An 18708-nucleotide genomic window follows, 5' to 3' on the forward strand; every position below is an offset into this window, starting at 1 on the left:
TATGCAAGCAAATATAACAACTCAAATACAAGATAATATTGCTATAATTTCATTTTTTCATCCTGCAGGAAATTCTTTTCCTAGTAGTCAATTGGAAAAACTAACAGAAGAATTACATTCCATAGGAAAATTAAATACTGTTTCTCTAATTATTTTAAAAAGTGAAGGGGTTGGTGCTTTTTGTGCAGGAGCTTCTTTTGATGAATTATTAGCAGTTTCAAACTTAGAAGAAGGTAGTAAGTTTTTTTCAGGGTTTGCCAATGTGATTAATGCCATGCGTAAATGCCCAAAATTAATTATAGGAAGAGCACACGGCAAAGCTGTAGGAGGCGGTGTAGGTCTTCTAGCCGCTTGTGACTATGTCTTTGCTCATGAAAATGCTACAATAAAATTATCGGAACTTGCAATAGGAATAGGTCCATTTGTAATTGAACCAGCAGTATCAAAAAAAATAGGAAAAACTGCTATGGCTGAAATGACTTTAGAACCAACTGCTTGGAAAAATGCTAATTGGGCACATGAAAAAGGATTGTTTTCCAAAGTTTTTGCTAAGATTGAAGACTTAGATGAAAATTTAACCACTTTTTCAGGACTATTAGCAAGTTACAATCCTGAAGCTTTATTAGAAATGAAAAAAGTATTATGGGAAGGAACTGAAAATTGGGATACTTTACTATTTGAAAGAGCTGCTATTTCGGGAAGACTAGTCTTATCTGATTTTACTAAAAAGGCTTTATTGCAGTTTAAAAAATAGTTCTTTAAAATTACTAAAGTTCTATTTTAGCCCCGATTGTAGCAAGTTACCATGTAACGCGAAAAGCGGGTGAATTTTATACTGAAAAACCAAATGTGGTGCTCCTGAAAAATTATAATTTTCTAGTTTTTAACCAACCTGTTATACTTAGTCGTTCTCTTTGTACAGGTTTTACTTCATGCTCTAATATTTGACTTTCAAAGACTACCATTCTACCTTTTAATGGAAAAATATTTATTGTTTCTTCCTCTTTATAAATGGTTAATTCTCCTCCATATTCTTCTTGCCAATCTTCACTATTTAAGTAACAAACAATGGATAATTTTCTACTATCATCATTTTGAAAAGTATCTAAGTGTCTTTTATAAAAAGTTCCAATTGGATACAAAGCATAATGAAACTCACGTTCTTGAATTCCTAAAAAACAAGTACGGTTGAGATAATTGGTAAAATGCTCAATTTTGTCAAAAAAAACAGATTCTTGTTCATTCTTTTGAGTCTCATCTATCCATGAAATAAAATCGCCTCTAATGGTCTTAATTATTTGCTCATTAAATTGATTACCAATGGCAGCCTTTTTAAATTCATTTTCATCGTGTTTTTGCAAAAGACTATTGCGAAGATTTTCTACTTCTTCCATTGAAAAAAAATGGTCTACAACACTATACTGTTGTTTTAAAAGGTCTTGAATAACCTTTTCATACATTGGAATTAAGACAAATTCGCTCATAATTTATTCAAAAAGAGAACAAATATAGTGCGAAAAATGAAACAAAAAACAACAATTAAAATTTAGTAACTTTGTGCAAAATTTTATGGATAATAAAAATGAGTAAAATAAGAATAACAAAACAATTTTCGTTTGAAACAGGTCATGCTTTATATGGTTATGATGGTAAATGTAAAAACGTTCATGGTCATAGTTATAAGCTTTCTGTAACGGTTATAGGTATTCCTATTACAGACACTTCAAATGTTAAATTTGGAATGGTAATCGATTTTACTGATTTAAAAAAAATTGTAAAAGAAGAAATTGTGGATTTGTTTGATCATGCAACCGTTTTTAATAAAAATACTCCTCATGTGGAACTCGCAAAAGAGTTAAGTGATAGAGGACATCATGTTATACTTGTAGATTATCAGCCTACTAGTGAAAATATGGTAATTGATTTTGCAAGAAAAATAAACGACAGATTACCCAATGAAATAAAATTGCACTCGTTAAAACTCCAAGAAACTGAAACATCATTTGCTGAATGGTATGCATCAGATAATGTATAAAAAGCCAAAACCCTTAAAGATAAACTCTTTAAGGGTTTTAAAAAATTATACAATTATAATTTAATTAAGGGTAGTTGTTTATTTTTTAATGATTAAGAATTCTGAGCGTCTGTTTTGAGCATGTTGCTCATCGGTACATTTATCACACTTTATTTTTAATTCACTTTCTCCAAATCCTTGACCAGATATTCTTTCTTTGTCAATTCCTTTTGAGATAATGTATTGAACTGTGGATTGTGCTCTTCTTTCTGATAAATCAAGGTTGTACTTGTCTTTACCTTGACTGTCTGTATGTGATTTTGCAAAAATTACCATTTCTGGATATTCATTCATCACTGCTACTAGTTTGTCTAGCTCTTCTGCCCCTTGTGCTGTTATGTTGCTTTTATTAAACTCAAAATAAATAGGTTGAAGAATAACTTCTTTCTCGGTTATTATAGGTTTAATAGGTTCTAAGTAGGCTTCTATAAGTGTAGTTCCATTTGGTGAGGCTGGCATAGTAAAGATACCATCTTCAAAGCCTTCTTTGGATACTTTAAAAGTATATACTTTTTCACATTGCACCTCATAACTTTGTTGACCAGCATCATTGCTACTACTTGTTGCAATTAAAGAATTGGTATCATCTAATACGTTGATAAGTGCGCTTTCAATTGCTTTTCTAGTAGTTGCGCTTTTAACCATTACTATTGCATTTACACCACATATAGGTCTTGCTATGTATAAATTATCTACTCCGTCTCTATTGCTTGAAAAAATAGCTACTTTTTTTGATGTATTAAAGCTAAATGCAAAGTCGTCTTTTCCTGTATTTACAGGTTCTCCAATATTAATAGCTTCTGAACCTGTGTTTAAATCGGCTTCAAAAACATCTAGTCCTCCAAATCCTTGTTTAGAGTTTGAAGAGAAATATAGCATGTTTTCGCTGGTAATGAAAGGAAAGCTTTCGTTTCCAGGTGTGTTTATTTTTTCTCCTAAGTTTTCGGGTGTTCCATATTCATCTCCGTTAACACTTACTTTCCAAATATCTTCTCCTCCTAAACCTCCTGGCATATCTGAAGAGAAATACAAAGTTTTACCATCTTTACTAATACTTGGATTACGTAATGAATATTCGGTGCTATTTATTGGCAATGCTGTTAAATTACTCCATTTACCATCATTTTTAGTGGCTTTGTATAGATACATTCTACTAAATTTAGATTTTTTATCATCTGATTTTTCAAATTTATTATCATTAAAACTTTCACTTGTAATATACATAATTGTACCATCTGCTGAAATAGTTGCAGGTCCGTCATGCCATTTAGTATTTACACTTTCTACTAAAGTGGGTGCGCTAAGAGTGCCATCTTCGTTGTATATAGCTTGGTATAAATCTAAATAGGGTTCATCGTTCCATCCAGAGGTTTTTCTAGCTTCATTTCTTGCACTAGTAAAATAAACAGTGTTATCATCTGTTAATAGTGCTCCAAAATCTGACTTGTTGCTATTAATATCTGAGGTTTTAACTTCAAATAATGGTCTTTTAGCTTTTAAATCGGCCAAATAATTTGGATTATTTTGAAAACTAATGGCTCTTTCATCATTAGGCTTTAATTGAACAAATTGTTGCATTTGTTTTTTAGCTTCATCATAGTTTCCTTCTGCTTTTAACATTTGAGCATATTTATAATAGATTTCTGCATCTTGTAGTTTTTCTTCAACAAGTTTAGCATACCATTTTATAGCTTCGGCAGTGTTAAAAACGTTATAATAACTATCTGCTAATCTTTTTTGAACATAACTGTCTTCATATCCTTTTTCTGTTAATTTTAAATAGGCGGAAGCGGCATCTATGTATTCAAATCGATCAAATAGTTTGTCGGCATCTTTGGTTTTTGAGTTTTGTGCACTTAGCAATCCACTAGCGATTACAAAACTTAAGGTTATATATAGTTTCTTCATGTCTTTATCGCTTTTAAATTAAAAATATCTAGGTGATCGAGATACTTTTCTTGGAAAATTCAAGTCAAATAGCAAGATGATCTCGTGTGATGATGGGGTTGTCACTTTTAAATCAGATACAATATGATCATAGGCATATCCAATTCTTAAATTTGGTGATATGGCATAATTAATCATTGCTCCAAAACTATCGTCAATTCTATAGGTTGCTCCTATTTCAAACTTTTCATTAAATAAAAAATTAGTGGATACATCTAGAGAAGGAGTAACGTTAAAAGCTGATTTTAACATAAAGAAAGGCTTAAATTTAATTTTTTCGTTTAAATCGAAAACATATCCTCCTGTTAAAAAATAATGGCTTGTTTCTGAACCAAATTCTACTTGATCATCATTTACTCGTAAATCTAAATGTTTTGACTTTAGCATATTGGGTACAGAAAAAGCTAAATAATACTTATCTGTGTAATAAAAAAGTCCTGAACCAATATTGAAATAAGTATTGCTTACATCTTGCGAAAAAGCAGGATCATTTGCATCTGGAACATTTCCATTTCCTATATCACTAAATAAACCTACCTTATGAAAAGTAAGTCCTGTTTTAATACCAAAAGCTAAACGATGTTCGTCTCCAAGGTTTAAGGTGTATGAAAAGTCTCCGTACAAATTATTTTCTTCAACTGGGCCAATTTTATCTGTTATAAAAGACAATCCTAAACCTACGTTTTTACCTACTGGCATATGACCTGATAAGGTTCCTGTTGTAGGAGCATCTTCAATTTCAATCCATTGCTTTCTATATAACAACCCTATTGCTAAATTCTCCTTACTACCTGCATAAGCTGGATTTATGACGTTCATATTATACATATATTGTGTATAATGAGGGTCTTGTTGTGCATTTGCATCAATAAATACTGACATTATGCCTAAAGCTACTAAATATAGTTTCTTCATTTTATTTTTGATTTTTTAATACTGCCTCCATAAAAACGAAGGCAGTATATTTAGTTTTATTGTTGTCTGTTTATATAAATCCAACCTGTTCTAGACTCCATATCGGCAAATTCTATTACATAATAGTAAGTACCATCTGGAAGTTCATCTCCATTATTGGTTTGACCAAACCATTCATTTTCATAACCTGATTTTGTATAAACTTCTTTACCATATCTATTGAAAATCTCTAACTTACTTACATTAAACCCTGATAAATCAAATGTATCGTTCAGACCATCTGTATTAGGTGAAATACCTTTTTGAATCGTGCAGCTAATGATACTAACATCTATTGTTGTACTAGTTGCACAGAACTGAGAGTCAGGTGTAAATGTATAAGTAGAAACACCACTAGTAGTAGTATTAATGGATGATGGAGACCAAGTGCCTGTATAACCCTCCAAAGAACTAGCAGGTAATTGTGTGTCAGAAGAACCCGAACATAAATCTGCAATTGCATCAAATGTTGGTGTTGTTGTATCATTTATTGTTACGTTAACAAAAGAAGAATTTGCAGAAATACAATTTGCTAAATCTTCAGCAACTGAATAAGTAATTTCATAAGTTCCAGATGATGTGGCAGACAAATCAATTTCTCCAGTCACTGGATCAATAGTGATATCAGCACTATTAGAACTAGTAACGCTAAATGTACCTGTTGTATCAAAACCAGGTGCAGAAGTGTCTGGCAAAGGATTTACACCACTAATACAGTAAGATGAATCATAAGAAAATGTTACTACTGGAGTTGTTAATGCCACAGTGTTTATTGTAACATCTAAAGGATCAGACGTACAACCAGTCACTGAATCATATGCTACTAAAGAGTAAGTTCCTGGTGAAACATTACTAAATATTGGAGTAGTTTGAGTTATTGGTGTTGTGCCATCACTCAAAGTATATTCGTAACTAGATACAAATAATGTATAATTACCAACATCTGAATAGTCAAAAGTTGTAGTATTCCAATCTGTTGCCGTCCAATCCGCTGGATCCCATGTTATAGAAGGCAATATTGTTCCTGAAGTATTTCTTCTGTAATCATAACCTATACCATAAGGAAGTACACTTCCATCAGAATATCCCCAAACATCAATATCAACATTTGATAAATTTGTTAATCTTATATTATCATTGTTATTAATGTTAAATCCGGTAAATGATAAATCTGGAACTACTCCTGCAACATTTGCAGAAGATCCAATTTTAATAACAACTACATCATCATTATTTAACATTCCAGATAAAACATACTCATTTGTAGGAGGAAAAGTAGGATATCCACCACCATTATAAAGTCTTATTTTATAATTACTCAAATCTACCGTTGCTCCCGTACCATTATAAATTTCAATATAAGTTAAAGATCCTGATTGAGAATCTGTTACTTCAGAAATGAATAAGTCAGAAGGGTAATTTAATTGATTAATTAATGGAGAAGTTACTTCTACAGTCGCAGTTTGAACAGCACAAGTTGGCTGAGTAATTACTGCTGTAGGAACTGGAACTGAAACAACAGTTACATTAGCAACAATTCCTGATAAAATTCTTGAACAAGTAGTAGCAGTATTTGTAATATCAATTAACACAATTTCTACATTTGAAGAAGGTGTAGGAATTGTAATAGTATAAGTTCCTGAACCATCTAATGTTACCGTTTGACTAGCTCCTCCATCTACACTATAAGTTACAATTGCATTAGGAGTACCATTTATAATGAACTCTGCATCATTACCTAAACATGCAATATTATTGGCTGCTGCAAAACTAGTAATTTGCGGTAGTGGATTAACAATTACTACATCTGTATTTGTTAAAATTATATTACATGCTGAATTATAAATACTAAGTAAGGCTAAATTAACATTTCCTACAGCTGGATTTCCTACAGTAATAATTGCAGTTCCGGAGCTATCAAAAGTTACTGTTTGTGGAGATCCTCCATTAACACTGTAATCTAAAGAATAGTTAGCTGTACCAGTTACAGTAAAAATTGCATCTGAACCAAAGCAAATATCCGAATTATTGGTTATTTGAGTTACAGAAGGAGAAAAATTAGTAATATTTATAGGTGTTGCATCAAAAATTGAACACCCATTTATTTCAAAATTGAAATTTTCATAAATACCTGCATTTAAACCTGAAATTAAAATTTCACCATTCGAATTAGCTGTAAAATTAGCTGGTCCGACTGCTAAAGTATCATCATCATAAGTTACACTATAAACATCTCCAGGATTAAATCCAGACACAGTTATAAAGGCATTTGAACTTCCACATTCTTCATTTTGAGATGTAAATGTTGGAGTACTTTGTATTGAGAATGTAGCTATAAAGTTATTTCCTCCATTATTAACAAAAATCGTATCGTCACATTGAGTTGGGTCATCATTATCACCTAATAAATCAAAATACACTTCAACAATATAATCTCCTGGAGCAAAAGTCGTTAAATCTATAGTAGATGAAATATCTTGCCATTTTTGATCACCAACATTACATGTACCTCCTGATGGGAAGTTACCTGCTACACAATCATCAAAGAAAGGTAGAGCAATTGTTGTAAAAGCACCTGGTACACTTGATGATTCATAAACTCTATAATAAAGATTTGCCCCACAAACATTAGAGGCACTTGTCATGAAAGATTTTAATTCCGCTCCTTTTAGTATTAAGTTTCCTGAATTCTGAACAAACGTTCCATAATCATTATTTGGGAAAACATTCGTTAAAGGGCCTATACTTGATGATCCAGCTCCTGTGATATTGTAAAATTCTCCTCCTGGAGTTGTCTCACAACTTTCTATAAACACTGCAGTTGCCAATGAATTAAATGTACATGCAGCAGTCACTTCTACATCAATTGTAATAACTTCTGCACATTGGAAAGATGCGTCAGGAGTAAAGGTATATTGTGTAATACCAGCAGTTGAAGTATCTATTGTTGCTGATGGTGTCCAAACTCCTTGTACCCCATTATTTGAAGTATCCGATAATGTTGTGGAAGGATCACCTAAGCAAAATGGTCCTGGAACAGAAAAAGAAGGAATTGTTTTTTCTAAAACAGTTACTTCTATAAAATCTGAAGTTGCACAAAGTGCATTTGCATCAGTAGATTGAACTTGAATTGTATAAGTTCCTGGTGCTGGAGGTGTAAATGTAACTGTATTACCTGTAGTAGTATTTAAACCGATATTTGGCGACCAATTATATATTCCATTTCCACCTGTAACATCTAAAGTTAAAGTTTCATCAATACAAATTGTTGTATTACTTTGTGTTATTTGAACATCTGTTGTAGTTGAGCCTCCAGAGGTAACTGTAACTGAATAATCACAAACAGCTCCTGCAAATCCATCTATCATTAAATAATAGGTTTGACCAACTGTTAAACCATTAAATGTTAACGCATTAGTGCCTACTGTCATCTGAAAGAAACATCCAATTACATTTAACGGTCCTGAACCAGGAGTTGCAGCACTAAATATCATAAATTGAATATCACTTCCGTTAAAACAATTCCCTACTAAAACATCCATTGAGATGGTAGTTGATGTGGCTTGAAAAATTAAGAAAGAATTATTCTCAATTGAACCACAAAAAGCAGTATTTAATTCTGGCCAGTTATTCTCATCTGTATAAGCGGCTGAAGTATTTCCACAATATCCATTCAAATTACAAACTGGTGCTGCTTCAGGAACATCGTCTCCTGCTGGAACCGAACCTCCACAACCTGGAAATAAAGTTGTAAAATTAGTTGGTCCTGACCAAAAACTTAAATCACCACCACCACAATCTGCTCTAACATAAAATTCATATGCTGTATTTGGGTTCAACCCTGTTGCAATATAGGTATTCGTAGTTACTATTGTTCCTGCTCCTGTTGGATATCCTGTTCCTACTGGTTGTATAATCACTTCCCATGAAGTTGCTGTTCCTACTTCATTCCAAGTAAGAGTAGCACCAGTATCTGAAATTGAACTTACACTTAAACTATTTGGATTTGGACATGTAGGTGGGACCATACATTGAATAGTCGCATCCCAACCAGCTAAATTTGTAAATCCATTAGATGTAAAATTAAAAGTTAAGCATCCATCTACCGCAGTTGACACTAATATTGGAGGAAGTGTAGTTCCTGTATATGTTCCTAAAACAGGAGCTGCAGTTGAGTTCCCATTATAAACTGTTAAGAAGTCACTTGTATCTAAATTAAAAGAATTAAAAAAAGCAACTACGGTAGTTCCAGGAGTATCTGGACAAATAGTAGTTGTAATATTTTCATTTGCTGCGTATGTTCCACTAGGTCCACCTGAATCAAAAAAATGATCCCCAGCACAATAATCGGGTGCTGTTGTAAATGTTGAAGCATTGGACCAATCACTTATATCTGAAGGATCACATATTGCCCTAACATATACATCATATGCTGTAAATGAATTTAATCCTGTTGCCAAATAAGAATAAGGAGGTCCTGCTGACGTTACATTAGCATAAGTTGGAGTGGTGCCAGCAGTAGGTGCTGGAGAACCAGTAGGCACAATATAAATATCCCAAGCTGGTGCTCCAATATTATGATTCCAAGTTACTGTTCCACTATATGGCGAAACTGAGGTATAAGACACTTGTATTGGTTTAGGACAAGTTGGAAAAGGAGCACAAACTATATTTGCTGTCCAACCAGGATTTGTAACAGAAGTATCACTTCTGAAACGAAAAGTTATACAACCACTAGGATCAGTTGATTCAAATGGTCCTGGGATAGCGGTACCCCAAAAACCACCTGCTAATCCACCTGGAACATTCCCAGGACCATTAGCACTTGCGATTTGTGGTGATGTAATTGATGGACCATCAAAAACATATAATGCATCCCAAGTAGCTTCAGTGTTGAATGAAGTAAATGTAACAGTTACAAAATCCCCAGGATTATCTGGACAAATCGTAACAATATAATCAGAACTATTAGGATAATTTGCTGAAGAACCGCCTTCATCTATAAAATTACCACCACAACCAGGAGGCAATGCAGATGTAGTAAAACATTGAGGACCAGACCAGTTACTTACATTGTCAGGGGTACACAAAGATCGTACATAAAAACAATATGTTGTTAGACTCGATAATCCTGTTAAATTATAAGGAGGTGGATTGTTTACTGTTACTATTGTTCCTGTTCCTTGTACAAAACCAGTTGGACCATATTCAATTTCCCATTGTGTAGCAGTACTAGGACTTGTCCAATTTAAAGAAGCCGATGTAGCCAACGGTGTAGCAGATAAATTAGTATTATCTAAACATTTTGAATCTACATTTATATTATCAACTATCCACCTATCACCATTATCATTTTGCATTATAAATGCAATACGAATTTGTGTACCTGCAGGATAAGTTGCGGACAAATCAACTACTTTTTGAATATATGTTGTTTGTTCAGCAAGTGTTGTACCATTCATTAATTGCGATTCATCCCATGTTGCTGCAATATTTGTATAATTAGCTGTGTTTACTATATCAGAAGGAGTAGTACTTGTATTTGTACTTATTCTAATATAAAAATTACTTCCTTGAATACCTGCTTGTGTTAATTTTGTATAAAAACGTAATTGACCATCAGTAGGGACAGTTAGAACAGGTGATACTAGCCAATCTTCAGCAAAAGTACCATCTGTTACATTTTCTCTATTTAAATAAGCAGCTCGTGTACCTGCATATTGCTGTCCACCAGATACAGTGCTCCATCTCTGAGCAGTTCCTATTCCATTGTCAAATACTCTCCAGTCTCCTGACGGCAATACCCAGTTACTTCCTGTAACAGATGGTGGGTCAGGAACTGTCGTACCTTCAAATCCTTCGAAAAATTGTCCGTAAGAAGCAAAGGTTAGTAATGACATGAAAAAAAGTAGTAATTTTTTCATTCTATAATTTTTTAGTTAAAATTTGATTAATATTTCAAAGTTAACAATAAATTAATGCTATTAAACATCTATCGACAAAATGTATCTTTTCTTCGTTAAAATGCACTTTTTAATTATTAAGAATCTCATCATTTTTTTGTTTAATTTTGCAGAAGACAAAAACAATATTCAAATTGGAAAACCAATTAAAAATTTATTTCGCATCTGACCAACATTTTGGGGCTCCTAATCCAGAAAAAAGTTTCCCAAGAGAACAAAAATTTGTAGCATGGTTGGATGAGATAAAAAAAGATGCTAAAGCTATATTTCTCCTAGGTGATTTATTTGATTTTTGGTTCGAATATAAAACTGTTGTGCCCAAAGGTTTTGTTAGAGTTTTAGGAAAACTTGCTGAGATAAGAGATTCTGGAATTCCTATTTATTTCTTTGTAGGTAATCATGATTTATGGATGCATGATTATTTTCAGAAAGAATTGAATATTCCAGTACATCATGATAATCAGGAATTTATATTTAATGGGAAAACTTTTCTAATAGGTCATGGTGATGGAAAAGGACCTGGAGACAAAGGTTACAAAAGAATGAAAAAGGTATTTACTAATTCTTTTTCAAAATGGCTTTTCCGATGGTTGCATCCTGATATTGGTGTAAAATTAGCACAATATCTATCTGTTAAAAACAAATTGATTTCAGGAACTGAGGATGTTAAATTCTTAGGTGAAGAAAATGAATGGTTAGTTCAATATGCTAAACGCAAATTAGAAACTAAAAATTATGACTATTTTGTTTTTGGTCATCGTCATTTACCTATGATTATTGATGTATCAGAAAATTCAAAATATATAAATTTAGGTGACTGGATTGGTTATTTTACTTATGGAGTCTTTGATGGAGAGACATTTGAATTAAAAGAATATAAAAACTAATCTTCTTTCTCTAAATCTTCCACTTCTTTTTCTAAGTCCAAGTTTCTAAACTTTGGTGACACACAAGCGGTTACCAATACTGTTCCAATTGTCATACATCCACCAAAAACAACTGCTTTTACTGCTCCCATTAATTTTGCGGTAACACCACTTTCAAAAGCACCAAGTTCATTTGAGGACCCTACAAATATTGAATTTACTGAAGAAACTCTTCCTCTCATATGATCTGGTGTATGAAGTTGTAAAATAGTATTTCGAATCACAACAGAGACCCCATCTGCCACACCACTTAAAAACAAGGCAAAAACTGAAATCCAAAAAATTTCGGAAAGACCAAAAAGAATTATACTGCCTCCAAATATAAAAATAGCAATTAATAACTTTTTCCCTGCATTTTTATTTAATGAAAAATATGCAGCAGCAAACATTGTTATAATTGAACCTACTGCTGGTGCAGCTCTTAAAACTCCAAATCCTTCTGAGCCTACTTTTAAAATATCTTGAGCGAAAATAGGAAGTAACGCAACTGCTCCACCAAATAAAACAGCAAACATATCTAACGAAATGGCTCCTAAAATGGTTTGATTTTTAAACACAAAACGCACTCCTTCTTTCAAGCTCTGGAAAATAGGTTCGCCAATTTTTGGATTGAGAATGGGTTTTCTTTCAATCTGGCTTAAGCCAATTAAAGCTAAAATTGTGAACCCAAAAACCAAGCACATTGACCAATGTACTCCCATGAGTCCAATTGAAATTCCCGCAACAGCTGGTCCAAATACAGAACCCATCTGCCATGTAGAACTACTCCAAGTTGCTGCATTAGGATAATGTTTCTTTGGAACAATTAAAGACAATAAAGAAAAAACGGTTGGTCCAATGAAAGCACGAACAAAACCTCCAAGGAAAACAAGGATATAAACAATCAGCAATACATTAGAAAGTGAAAGAGATTCTTGAATACTTGGTACTGTTATTAAAAACAACCCTAAACTAATCAAAGAAAAACCTAGTAAACATTTAATTAGCAAACTTTTCTTCTCTTTTTGATCCACAACATGTCCAGCAAATAAAGCGGTCAGAAGTGCTGGAATAAATTCAATTAATCCTATTAAAGCTAATTTCCATGGATCTTTTGTGATACTATATACTTCCCATTCAATAATTACAAATTGCATTGCCCAAGCAAAAACCATGGCAAAACGGATGAATAAAAAAAAACGAAACTCTTTAAAACGTAATGCTGCGTAAGGATCTTTTTTAGCCATTATTTTGTTTTATTGCTCTAATATTTAATTGCAAACTCGTTTGATTATTCCATTCATTTTCATCTAATATATAAGCCACTTGAAATGGATTTTTATTTTGTACTAAGGATAAATGTTTTCCTTGTCCAAAACCAATTGCTCCTATACCTTCACTGTCTTTTTGTTTGACAAATAATTTTAAATGTTCTTCTTCACTTCCTAATGTTTTTGCATAACCAGTATCGACAACTTCTTTAGTCATAAAAATAGGATGCATATTTTGAGGGCCAAATGGCTCAAATTCTTTTAAAATGCGAACTAACTTTGGATTAATATCTGAAAAATCAATTTGCATATCTATGGTAATCTCTGGAATTAACAAATTAGGTTCGATAGTTTCTTGGACTACTTTTTCAAAAGCTTTTTTGAAATTTTCATAATTTTCTTCTTTCAAGGTCATTCCAGCAGCATACATGTGTCCTCCAAATTGTTCCAAATGTTCTGCGCAAGCTTCCAAAGCATTGTACACATCAAAATCTTGAACTGAACGTGCTGAAGCTGCTAGTTTTTCACCACTTTTGGTAAAGACTAATGTAGGTCTATAATAAGTTTCGGTCAATCTTGAAGCTACTATTCCAATTACTCCTTTGTGCCAATTTTCATCATACACAACAGTTGTAAAACGAGTTTCTTCTTTATTTTCCTGAATTTGTTGTAAGGCTTCTTTGGTAATTTGTTTGTCTAAACCTCTTCGTTCTGTATTGTTTTCTTCAATTTCTTTGGCAAAGGCTTCGGCTTGTTCTAAATCAAATTCAGTTAATAATTGTACTGCATAATCACCATGTTTTATTCGGCCTGCTGCATTGATTCTTGGAGCGACTATAAAAACAACATCGGTTATGGTTAATGTTTTCTTTTTTATGTTTTGTACCAATGCTTTTATACCAGATCGTGGATTTGAATTAATTACTTCTAATCCAAATTTTGCCAGCACACGATTTTCTCCTGTCATAGGAACAATATCTGCTGCAATAGCTGTAGCTACTAAATCTAAATAGGGTATTAAATCTTCTAGGGTTTGATTTCTATTTTGCCCTAAGGCTTGAATTAACTTAAACCCAATGCCACAACCGCATAATTCATCATAAGGATAAGTACAATCACTACGTTTTGGATCTAAAACCGCAATTGCATCTGGCAAAGTATCACCTGGTCTATGGTGATCACAAATAATAAAATCTATATTTCTTTCTTTGGCATACTTAACTTGGTCAATAGATTTGATACCGCAATCCAACGCAATGATTAACGAGAAACCATTGTCATTAGCAAAATCAATTCCTTTGAAGGAAACTCCATATCCTTCTAAATAACGATCTGGAATATAGGTAGCTGCATTAGAATAGAACGTTTTTATGTAACTTGATACTAGTGAAACTGCTGTTGTTCCATCCACATCATAATCTCCAAAAACTAGAATTTTTTCGTTATTTGTTATTGCTCTTTCAATACGACTCACCGCTTTATCCATATCTTTCATGAGATAGGGATTATGAATATCTTCTAAAGTGGGACGAAAAAAAGATTTGGCTTGTTCAAAGGTTTCAATTCCTCTTTGAACTAATAGAGTAGCGATAATTTCATCTACCTGAAGTGCATTTTGTAAGGCTTGTACTTTTTGTTTTTCTGGCTTTGCTTTTAAATTCCAACGCATTTTTGTTAATTTAGAAATTAGAACTAAGAATTTAGCATTCTTTACTTTTGGCTTGTATAATTGAAATACAAATTTAGTATTAAAATTGATGTAAGCTTATTTTAGTACCAAATAAAATTTGGCTATTTTTGGCAGTATTACTTAAAATTAAAGCATGCAAATTCAAGGACAAATTGTAGATATTCCAAATAAACGTATTTACGCTGGTGAAATTACTGTTGAAAATGGAAAAATAAAATCGATAATCGAAAAAGAACATGACATAAAATCATATATTCTTCCAGGTTTTATAGATGCTCATATTCACATTGAAAGTTCGATGTTAGTCCCTTCTGAATTTGCTAAAATTGCTGTTTTACACGGAACTGTTGCTACGATTTCTGACCCTCATGAAATTGCTAATGTTTTAGGAAAAGAGGGTGTTTACTATATGATTGAAAATAGCAAACAAGTGCCACTGAAGTTTCATTTTGGAGCACCGTCTTGTGTTCCTGCTACTTCTTTTGAAACCGCAGGAGCAATAATTGACTCCGAAGGTATAAAAGAATTATTAACATCTCCAGATATTCATTATTTAGCAGAAATGATGAACTACCCAGGTGTTTTATTTGATGATGCAGAAGTTTTGAAAAAAATAAAATGGGCAAAACATTTTAAAAAACCTGTTGACGGTCATGCTCCTGGTTTAAGAGGAGAACCATTACAAAAATATATTGGAGCTGGTATAACAACAGACCATGAATGTTTTACCTATGAAGAAGCCAAAGAAAAATTATCGTTTGGTATGAAAGTAATTATTCGAGAAGGAAGTGCTGCCAAAAACTTTGAAGCTTTAATTGATTTACTTCCTGAACATTACGAAAATATGATGTTTTGCTCTGATGACAAGCATCCTGATGATTTAATTGTAAGCCACATTAATGCATTGTGTGCAAGAGCTATTGCTAAAGGCATGGATCTTTTTAAAGTATTGCAAGTAGCTTGTATAAATCCTGTTTATCATTATAATATGAATGTGGGTTTGCTACAAGAAAATGATGCTGCGGATTTTATTGTTGTAGAAAATCTGATTGATTTCCGTGTTATCCAAACCTATATTGAGGGTGAATTAGTGGCTGAAAATGGAAAATCTTATGTGAAGCATGTTCCTTTTAATACTCCTAATAACTTTAATATTACTGCAAAAAGTGTAGCTGATTTTGAAATTGTAAGTACTGCAAACAAAATTAGAGTTATTGAAGCCTTAGAAGGTCAATTGATTACCAATGAAATTCATTGTACATCACTCATACAAGATGGCAAACTTATTTCTGATATTGAAAATGACATTCTTAAGATGGCTGTAGTGAATCGATATGAAAACACAAAACCAGCGATTGCATTTATTAAGAATTTTGGTTTAAAAAAAGGAGCCATTGCTAGTTCTGTAGCTCATGATTGTCATAACATTGTTGTTGTAGGTACTACAGATGAAGCGATTTGTAGCGCTGTGAATGTGCTCATTGAAAACAAAGGTGGTGTTTGTGCTGTAAATGGAGATGAAAGAAGTGTTTTATCTTTGCCTGTTGCAGGAATAATGAGTGCTAAAGACGGCTGGGAAACAGGAAGGTTATACCAAGAAATTGATGCCCAAGCAAAAGAATACGGTAGTCAATTACATGCTCCTTTTATGACACTTTCTTTTATGGCTTTATTGGTAATTCCAGATTTGAAACTATCGGATAAGGGTTTGTTTAGTGGAACTAGTTTTTCTTTTGTGGACTTAGAAATTAATGGCTAATGAAAAGTAAGGAAAAGCAGGTTCTTGAAAGAGTTTAAGATATTGCATTTTTTTATTCTTTGTGATACACCATTTTTATCTCAACATGAGCAAATTTTCTGAACATTTCCATAACACCACAATATTTTTCTACTGATAAATTGACTGCTTTTTCAAGTTTGACTTCGTCTAGATTGTTTCCATAGAAATGATATTCTACAATTACATTGTCATATACTTTTGGATGTTCTTCTGTTAGATTGGCAATAGTTTGTATTTTAAAATCATGGACTTCTAATTTCATTTTTTCCAATAGAGACGCTACATCCAAACCCGAACAACCTGCCAAAGAAGAAAGCATCAATGCTTTTGGACGTAAACCAGCTCCTTCTCCTCCATGTTCTGGTGCTGCATTGATTAAAAAGGTTTCTCCACTAGGATTAGTAGATTCAAATTGCATTTTTCCTTTCCAAGTTGTGGTTGTGATATGTGTTGTCATTTTTTTGTTTTTTTTACCAACAAATTTAAACAAACTACTTTACTATTTTTTACTAGAATTGTTAATTCTATTTGTGCTAAGATTATTTTCTATTTTCATACTATTTGCTCCCAGTATCCTAACCTTTGATTAACCTTTGATTGGGAGTAAGAAGCAAGTAAGTATGGAGTTAACCCGTTGATTGACCCGTCCTAAAAGAATCATATATTTTTTAATAATTAATTGTTGATTATTAACGAATTACGTTTTTGTTTGAAAATTTATTAGATTTTTTTCTTCTTTTTGTTTGATTATTTTCTAACAATTGTTATTTTTGTCCTCTAACAATAAATAAATAATAGTATGGCAAAAGTTAATGGACTTTTAAAAATTGAAGGTACGGTTGAGGACTTAACCTTCTACAAGAAAGATGGGAAAAATTATGTAAGAAGAAAAGGTGGTGTTTCTAAAGAACGCATTCTTACTGATCCTAATTTTGTAAGAACAAGAGAGAATGGTGCAGAATTTAGTCATAGTGCTGCTACAGGAAAATTGCTTCGCTCTTCTTTAGGTTCTATTGTGTTTAGGGCAAAGGATAGTAAATTATCTAGCCGTATGTTACAATTAATGTCTAAAATTAAAAATCTTGACATGATTTCCTTAAGAGGACAACGTAAAGTAGGTGTAGGTATTACAACTGCGCTAGGAAAACAAACTTTAAAGGGTTTTGATTTTAATGCGAATGCTCCTTTGCAAAGTGTTCTTTTTGCTCCCTTTGATTTTAATGGTGTTACAGGTGCTGTTTCTTTTACGGATTTTGTGCCTGCTGAGCAATTACAGTTTCCACAAGGAGCTACCCATTTTAGTATGCAAAGTGTTGCTTTACATCTTGATTTTGAAACTGAAGATGCTATGATTGCGTATAGCCCGATGGTAAACTTACCTCTTTCTCTTGCTCCAAATTCTAGTGTTTTAACTCCTAGTAGTGTTCCTACTGGCACTGGCACACAGTTGTTTTTGCTTTTTATTTCTTTTTATCAAGAGATAAATGGAATACAGTATTCTTTAAAGAATGAAACATTTAATGCTTTAAATATTATTGAGGTGCTTTAAGTGTTTTCTAATTGGTGTTTCTCATTCCTTGTTGTTTAAAAAACAACAAGGAATCTTTTTAAACCATTAACAAAAATTACAGTTTTTCTACCTCAAAAGTTAAAGTTAAAATAAAGCTATTTTTAATTACCTAACCTACATATTTTTGCTGCAGAAAAAATAAAAGTCTTTTAACCAACCTTTTAGCCTTTTTTAATCTCTTTATTTAAAAAAAAGAGAAGTTCAGATGTAACAAAAAGACATTTAACAACGTATAAAAAAGGAAGTAACAGGCACAAGTAACAGACCTGAATTAATTCTCGAGTAAAAATTATATGCTATTCTTATGATAAAAAACACCCACTTATGTTTGGTTGCATTCCTATTTGCGACCAGTTTCACCTATTCCCAAGACATCCTTTGGGAAAAATCCTATGGAGGCAAACATGCCGAATTTCTATATGATGCTATTGCCACACCAGACTATGGATTTATTCTAGCAGGAAGCTCTATTTCTGGAAAAAACGGCAATAAAGACAAAAAAATAATTTTAGATACAATATTAATATTATATTAACATTGCGTTCATTAGATTT

Annotated in this window: 13 protein-coding genes; 6 read left to right on the forward strand and 7 right to left on the reverse strand. The window is 32.6% G+C overall.

The genetic code is table 11. The annotated features are described in order from the left end of the window. The first annotated feature begins 1 nt into the window (after position 1). Positions 2 to 754, forward strand: coding sequence for an enoyl-CoA hydratase/isomerase family protein (locus ACULEV_RS18905; RefSeq protein WP_445456611.1), 753 nt, complete (start codon positions 2 to 4; stop codon positions 752 to 754). Positions 755 to 866: 112 nt separating this feature from the next. On the opposite strand, the gene ACULEV_RS18910 is transcribed toward ACULEV_RS18905, so the two are convergent. Next, a complete protein-coding gene (locus ACULEV_RS18910) occupies positions 867 to 1484 on the reverse strand; it encodes a 2OG-Fe(II) oxygenase (protein ID WP_445456612.1) in 618 nt (205 codons plus the stop codon). Between the two features lie 98 nt (positions 1485 to 1582). On the opposite strand from ACULEV_RS18910, the gene ACULEV_RS18915 reads away from it, so the two are divergent. Then, entirely contained in the window at positions 1583 to 2035 is a 453-nt protein-coding gene (locus ACULEV_RS18915) for a 6-pyruvoyl trahydropterin synthase family protein (protein WP_445456613.1), read from the forward strand. Positions 2036 to 2113: 78 nt separating this feature from the next. On the opposite strand, the gene ACULEV_RS18920 is transcribed toward ACULEV_RS18915, so the two are convergent. Genes ACULEV_RS18920 through ACULEV_RS18930 form a run of 3 tightly spaced genes read right to left on the reverse strand, consistent with a single transcriptional unit; the run spans position 2114 to position 10899 of the window. Then, positions 2114 to 3982 (reverse strand): OmpA family protein, encoded by a 1869-nt coding sequence (locus ACULEV_RS18920; protein WP_445456614.1) that lies wholly within the window; start codon positions 3980 to 3982, stop codon positions 2114 to 2116. 18 nt (positions 3983 to 4000) lie between these two features. Continuing rightward, a complete protein-coding gene (locus ACULEV_RS18925) occupies positions 4001 to 4936 on the reverse strand; it encodes a PorP/SprF family type IX secretion system membrane protein (RefSeq protein WP_445455437.1) in 936 nt (311 codons plus the stop codon). Positions 4937 to 4992: 56 nt separating this feature from the next. Next, on the reverse strand, positions 4993 to 10899 hold the full coding sequence (locus ACULEV_RS18930) for a T9SS type B sorting domain-containing protein (RefSeq protein WP_445456615.1): 5907 nt from the start codon (positions 10897 to 10899) through the stop codon (positions 4993 to 4995). A 173-nt stretch (positions 10900 to 11072) separates the two neighbouring features. Between ACULEV_RS18930 and ACULEV_RS18935 the strand changes: the two genes are divergently transcribed. Next, a complete protein-coding gene (locus tag ACULEV_RS18935) occupies positions 11073 to 11825 on the forward strand; it encodes a UDP-2,3-diacylglucosamine diphosphatase (RefSeq protein ID WP_445456616.1) in 753 nt (250 codons plus the stop codon). Here the strand turns inward: ACULEV_RS18935 and ACULEV_RS18940 are convergent. Together ACULEV_RS18940 and recJ are read right to left on the reverse strand one after the other, a co-directional pair. Then, the gene (locus ACULEV_RS18940; RefSeq protein WP_445456617.1) at positions 11822 to 13090 is read right to left on the reverse strand and encodes an MFS transporter; all 1269 of its coding nucleotides are present in this window, start codon (positions 13088 to 13090) and stop codon (positions 11822 to 11824) included. The two genes, ACULEV_RS18935 and ACULEV_RS18940, sit on opposite strands and share 4 nt — an antisense overlap. Beyond that, positions 13083 to 14783, reverse strand: coding sequence for a single-stranded-DNA-specific exonuclease RecJ (recJ, locus tag ACULEV_RS18945; protein WP_445456618.1), 1701 nt, complete (start codon positions 14781 to 14783; stop codon positions 13083 to 13085). The genes ACULEV_RS18940 and recJ overlap by 8 nt, the downstream gene beginning before the upstream one ends. A gap of 154 nt (positions 14784 to 14937) precedes the next feature. Here recJ and ade point away from each other — a divergent pair, with 154 nt between their 5' ends. Further along, complete coding sequence (ade, locus tag ACULEV_RS18950; RefSeq protein WP_445456619.1) at positions 14938 to 16563, forward strand: adenine deaminase; 1626 nt, start codon at positions 14938 to 14940, stop codon at positions 16561 to 16563. Positions 16564 to 16615: 52 nt separating this feature from the next. Here ade and ACULEV_RS18955 read toward each other — a convergent pair whose 3' ends face one another. Then, a complete protein-coding gene (locus tag ACULEV_RS18955) occupies positions 16616 to 17041 on the reverse strand; it encodes an OsmC family protein (protein ID WP_445456620.1) in 426 nt (141 codons plus the stop codon). 342 nt (positions 17042 to 17383) lie between these two features. Between ACULEV_RS18955 and ACULEV_RS18960 the strand changes: the two genes are divergently transcribed. Further along, positions 17384 to 18133: a hypothetical protein gene (locus tag ACULEV_RS18960; RefSeq protein WP_445456621.1), complete on the forward strand. Its 750-nt coding sequence runs from the start codon at positions 17384 to 17386 to the stop codon at positions 18131 to 18133. 325 nt (positions 18134 to 18458) lie between these two features. After that, complete coding sequence (locus ACULEV_RS18965) at positions 18459 to 18689, forward strand: hypothetical protein (RefSeq protein WP_445456622.1); 231 nt, start codon at positions 18459 to 18461, stop codon at positions 18687 to 18689. The last annotated feature ends 19 nt before the right edge of the window (positions 18690 to 18708 follow it).

It is taken from the genome of Flavobacterium sp. HNIBRBA15423 (genome assembly GCF_052655965.1).

Bases quoted from the DNA above. Each gene is read 5' to 3' on its own strand.
- ACULEV_RS18965 (WP_445456622.1), top strand. From the start codon at position 18,459: ATGATAAAAAACACCCACTTATGTTTGGTTGCATTCCTATTTGCGACC.
- ACULEV_RS18905 (WP_445456611.1), top strand. From the start codon at position 2: ATGCAAGCAAATATAACAACTCAAATACAAGATAATATTGCTATAATT.
- ACULEV_RS18915 (WP_445456613.1), top strand. From the start codon at position 1,583: ATGAGTAAAATAAGAATAACAAAACAATTTTCGTTTGAAACAGGTCAT.
- ACULEV_RS18955 (WP_445456620.1), bottom strand. From the start codon at position 17,041: ATGACAACACATATCACAACCACAACTTGGAAAGGAAAAATGCAATTT.
- ACULEV_RS18920 (WP_445456614.1), bottom strand. From the start codon at position 3,982: ATGAAGAAACTATATATAACCTTAAGTTTTGTAATCGCTAGTGGATTG.
- ACULEV_RS18910 (WP_445456612.1), bottom strand. From the start codon at position 1,484: ATGAGCGAATTTGTCTTAATTCCAATGTATGAAAAGGTTATTCAAGAC.
- ACULEV_RS18940 (WP_445456617.1), bottom strand. From the start codon at position 13,090: ATGGCTAAAAAAGATCCTTACGCAGCATTACGTTTTAAAGAGTTTCGT.
- recJ (WP_445456618.1), bottom strand. From the start codon at position 14,783: ATGCGTTGGAATTTAAAAGCAAAGCCAGAAAAACAAAAAGTACAAGCC.
- ACULEV_RS18960 (WP_445456621.1), top strand. From the start codon at position 17,384: ATGGCAAAAGTTAATGGACTTTTAAAAATTGAAGGTACGGTTGAGGAC.
- ACULEV_RS18930 (WP_445456615.1), bottom strand. From the start codon at position 10,899: ATGAAAAAATTACTACTTTTTTTCATGTCATTACTAACCTTTGCTTCT.
- ACULEV_RS18925 (WP_445455437.1), bottom strand. From the start codon at position 4,936: ATGAAGAAACTATATTTAGTAGCTTTAGGCATAATGTCAGTATTTATT.
- ade (WP_445456619.1), top strand. From the start codon at position 14,938: ATGCAAATTCAAGGACAAATTGTAGATATTCCAAATAAACGTATTTAC.